Source organism: Parcubacteria group bacterium (genome assembly GCA_041660065.1).
In the GTDB taxonomy this organism is placed as follows: Bacteria; Patescibacteriota; Minisyncoccia; order Moranbacterales.
Window position 1 is genome coordinate 1 of sequence record JBAZXC010000013.1, and the last position, 4021, is coordinate 4021.

Below are 4021 nucleotides of genomic sequence, written 5' to 3' on the forward strand. Positions count from 1 at the left end.
GGGGCTATGGCATGGACAGAATGACACCAAAACAAAAGATCGCATCTACACTGTTTTTATCGTTAAACAACATTAACATTACAATTCCTCAAAAAGTAACCTTGACTATGCAACAGTACAATTCTTTTAAAAAAGATCACGCTATGCTATAATAAAGCATATGATATTGAAACTATTCTATACAATATTCTTGGCATTAACGGTTGCGCTCTTTGTCGGATTGGGCATTGATGCTTTTTATCCCGGACCAAAAATGCCTGATTATCCCGTCGAGCTCAATTCCGTCAAACCAACCTGTGACTCAAATCAGGAGCAGATCATTGCTCAAAACACGTATGACCAGGCGATGCGAGATTATAATGAAAAATCAAAACCATACAATCGCAATGTTTCTATTATCGCTTTCGTATTTGCTGTGGTCATCCTCGCCATCAGTTTGGCCTTCCTTTCCAAAATAAAAATGATCGCCGATGGCATTCTCTTGGGAGGCGTCTTTACCACCATTTACGCTATAATCCGCGGACTCATAAGTGAGGACACGAAGTTTCGCTTTCTCATAGTAGCACTCGGATTGATCGTCGCGCTAACCCTCGGCTATATCAAATTCATCCAGACAAAAGAAGATCAACAAGATTAGCACTTCAAAAAAATCTCTCCTACAATAGGAGAGATTTTTTTTAATTTTATGAGAAAAATACCCAATTCCTGCAAACTTTTTCCAAATATTCAGATTGAATTTTTTTCGGCACAAAATCAATTTATCCCTCTCTGTTGAAATAATTATTTTGCAGGTTATTCTTCTGTCATGAATTTTTCCAAATTTCTTTTGGTCCTATTGTGAAATCTGGATCCGCCGTCTTCATCCTTATAGCATTCCGTCAATTTGATATTCTGCTTTAGGTAAAAGGTAATTATACTTTCCACACTTTTCTTCCACTCTTCCCACGCAATTGTACGTCCGGAAATGATCTCCGCTTCTGCTTTAAGCTTAATTGCATTTTCTTTGAATTGTTCATATGTGCCAGCCAACCCCACCAGATCAGACGCGCGCACGATCTTTTCCTCCAAAGTGCTGGATTCTTTGTCCTTATGCGTACTAATGATGCATCTCTTTACATTCTCTACGACTTCATCAGAAACGCCCAAACTCCGCAAAGAATTTTCTGCCAAATGCGATGAATATTCTTCTTTGCTGTCAAAGCCCATCTTTATATGATCTTCGTGATACCCCGCATCATGAAATAGGAGTGCATACCTGATCAGATCGCTATCAACGTCAATGCCACTCGCCTGACAATTGGCAACGATCTCATATCCCGCGCCAACAGCTTCTTTGGCGTGACCAAAGTTATGATACGGGATATCCCCATAGAGTTTCTCCGCTAAAAATTCTGCCTGCCTCAACAACTCTATTCTCTTTTCATTGGAAATTCTTGCAGGCTCTTTTTGCTCTGTACGCCCCATCGGAGCCACATTCCCTTTTTCAAAATTAAATTTCATAAATTTATGCTCTATTAAATCTGTACCCTATACTACCATGATAATTCGATCATTGTACATCGCATCATGCCTTGATTATAAAAAATATGAGAGCGACAGCATCTATTTAGACACTAGTCGCTCTTTAATAATCAAAATGATCTTTTGGATCACACTCCAAGTACAATTTCTACTCAAACAGCTGTCCATTCACTTGCATCAACTCCCCGTCCGCGAAAACACTGCTGACCTCTCCTGACAAAAAATTCATTTCTTTTGCCATCGAAATAACCCTGTGTTATATCACAGTCACGAAGAAATGATAGCTCCCTGCCGGACAACTCTTTTACTTGTTCGATGGGAATAAAAACATTTCCACTTGTTTTTTGCATATTTTGAGACGAGATGCCCCTTTGTGAAACAAGTGTACTCACCGATCGAGCTTCTCCACCTTTTCTCCTTAAAACGGGGACATCAGGCACGTCTCTCAGTTGGAAATTTTTTTCCACTGAACCAAAATCACGCAACTGACCATACGCCCATCGTAGATCATGTCCCGGCATGCTTTTTTGGGTCTTTTTTGTCCATTTTTTCCTTTGTGCAACAATCGGTTCGCTCATTAAACATCCTCCTTTGCATTGGGGTTTCACGTTGGAATGTACGACTAAAAACAGTATAACAAAAATAAATTTTAACGCAAAGAAAGACCCTCGTAACTTCATCCCAAAAAGTCAACAGGGATGAGGGACTTCTTGTGGAGAAAATACTGATTTGATGTGATTTTTTTTAAAAATAAAACCTCATCGATCACTACTGTGACCAATGAGGCTATATATCTCTGAAAAATTGCTTAAAAACAACCTTTCATAGTCATTCTTACATGTTCACCAAGAGGAAATACTCCCTTGCCCAATTCTTTGATGTCAGCACCGGATTTCCGGAGACGATTAAAGCAGGACAAAATGGAAGTATGTTTTGCAGCCACATCGATGATGGCTGAAATTATTGCCACCCATGTATCTGGAGAATCCTTATCTCCTTCAATTTCAGATTGCGCAGAATCTGGGGCAAGCCGAATTATAGGCGAATTATTATGTTGATATCCTCCAGAGGCAACAACAACAAATATACCATTATTGAATCCTTTTTCCACAACAGACAGCCCGGCATCTTCCGTTTCCATACGAAGATCTGTAATAATTAGATCAAAAGAGCACGATTGATCAATTTGGCCCAAAATCTCCGTTGCAGAATTGAAAAATGAAAAGTCAATTCCAGAAATTCCCGCAACAGCATTTTTTGCCGCTTCTATGTTTTCTGGTGTATCATCTACTATTGCAATTCTTTTGAAATTCAAACGAAGTAATTCTTCTAATAAATTCATCATTTCATCCTCCAGATATGAGATAAAATATAGTTTTCAGTTATTAAGTCAACAGACATTACATGATAAATTAAAATTGAATAAAAGTCAACGTTTGTACTGTTGCATAGTCAAGGTTACTTTTTGAGGAATTGTAATGTTAATGTTGTTTAACGATAAAAACAGTGTAGATGCGATCTTTTGTTTTGGTGTCATTCTGTCCATGCCATAGCCCCCATGTCTTCTTTGCGTGTTGTAATAATGGATCCATTGTTGGTATTTGTATTCGATCACTTCCAAAGGATCATGAAATGAGATGTACCTATAAAAGAATTCTTTTTTCATGGTTCTGTGATATCTTTCGATTTTTCCGTTTTGCTCGGGATGATAGGGATCATTCTCTATGATCTCTATACCTATAGATTCACAAAATGTTTTTAACTCTTTACCGTATCTGTTATCCACGCGTATTCTTTGTATTTTGAATGGGACTCTCGGTATCATATACTTTACGAAATCTATGGCACTCTTGGCATCTTCGTGCGCATAGATCTTTGCGATCACATATCTAGAACAATCATCAATGGCATCAAAGCTTGCCAGTTGTCTTTGTCTGCCAAATGGATAGCACGCATCCATTTGTAACTCTCTGCCTGGCGTATCCAGGCAATACAGCTTTGGTCGCTCCTTGACCCATCTCTTGTATTCCTGCGTGTATCTGATCTTCTCTCTTTTGAGAATTCTGTATACGGTTGATGGATGAATTGTGATGTTGTATATGTCGTACAGCTTATCTGCTAATGGCTGTGGACCGTCATGCGGGTTTTTCAGTGCTACGTGTTTTACCAGATCTTCGATCCATGTTGGTGTTTTGTTATGTGTTGGTGTATAGCTCTTTGGTCCCGGTTTTTTTGGCATTAATGCACTTTTCCCTTCTTTTTTGTATCGTTTCGCTAATCTAGAAACTGCATTGGCGTGCATATGCAATAGCTTTGCTGTTTCTTTTCTGTCTATTGATCTGTTTATATATCTTTTTAAGATGTTCTCCTTCATATGGATGGTTTCCTCTATTGTGTTTCTTCTCATAGAATTTATGGTAATGATGATGCAAATATGCATCCCACCATATCACATGAGATCTAAAACCTAAAGGTAACCCTAATTGCTGCAATTGTAACA

The 4021-nt window shown here is 38.5% G+C and carries 5 protein-coding genes; 1 reads left to right on the top strand and 4 read right to left on the bottom strand.

Features of this window, described 5'->3' with window-relative positions; all coding sequences use genetic code 11:
- Positions 1-160 precede the first annotated feature (160 nt).
- Positions 161-637 carry a hypothetical protein gene (locus WC819_06770; protein ID MFA5987018.1) on the top strand — a complete coding sequence of 159 codons (477 nt, stop codon included), beginning with the start codon at positions 161-163 and terminating at the stop codon, positions 635-637.
- A gap of 155 nt (positions 638-792) precedes the next feature.
- Here WC819_06770 and WC819_06775 read toward each other — a convergent pair whose 3' ends face one another.
- From WC819_06775 to WC819_06790, 4 genes are all read right to left on the bottom strand, one after another.
- The gene (locus WC819_06775) at positions 793-1500 is read right to left on the bottom strand and encodes a hypothetical protein (GenBank protein MFA5987019.1); all 708 of its coding nucleotides are present in this window, start codon (positions 1498-1500) and stop codon (positions 793-795) included.
- Positions 1501-1673: 173 nt separating this feature from the next.
- Complete coding sequence (locus WC819_06780; protein MFA5987020.1) at positions 1674-2099, bottom strand: hypothetical protein; 426 nt, start codon at positions 2097-2099, stop codon at positions 1674-1676.
- Between the two features lie 230 nt (positions 2100-2329).
- A complete protein-coding gene (locus WC819_06785; protein MFA5987021.1) occupies positions 2330-2866 on the bottom strand; it encodes a hypothetical protein in 537 nt (178 codons plus the stop codon).
- Between the two features lie 84 nt (positions 2867-2950).
- On the bottom strand, positions 2951-3895 hold the full coding sequence (locus WC819_06790; protein MFA5987022.1) for an integrase core domain-containing protein: 945 nt from the start codon (positions 3893-3895) through the stop codon (positions 2951-2953).
- Positions 3896-4021: the final 126 nt, after the last annotated feature.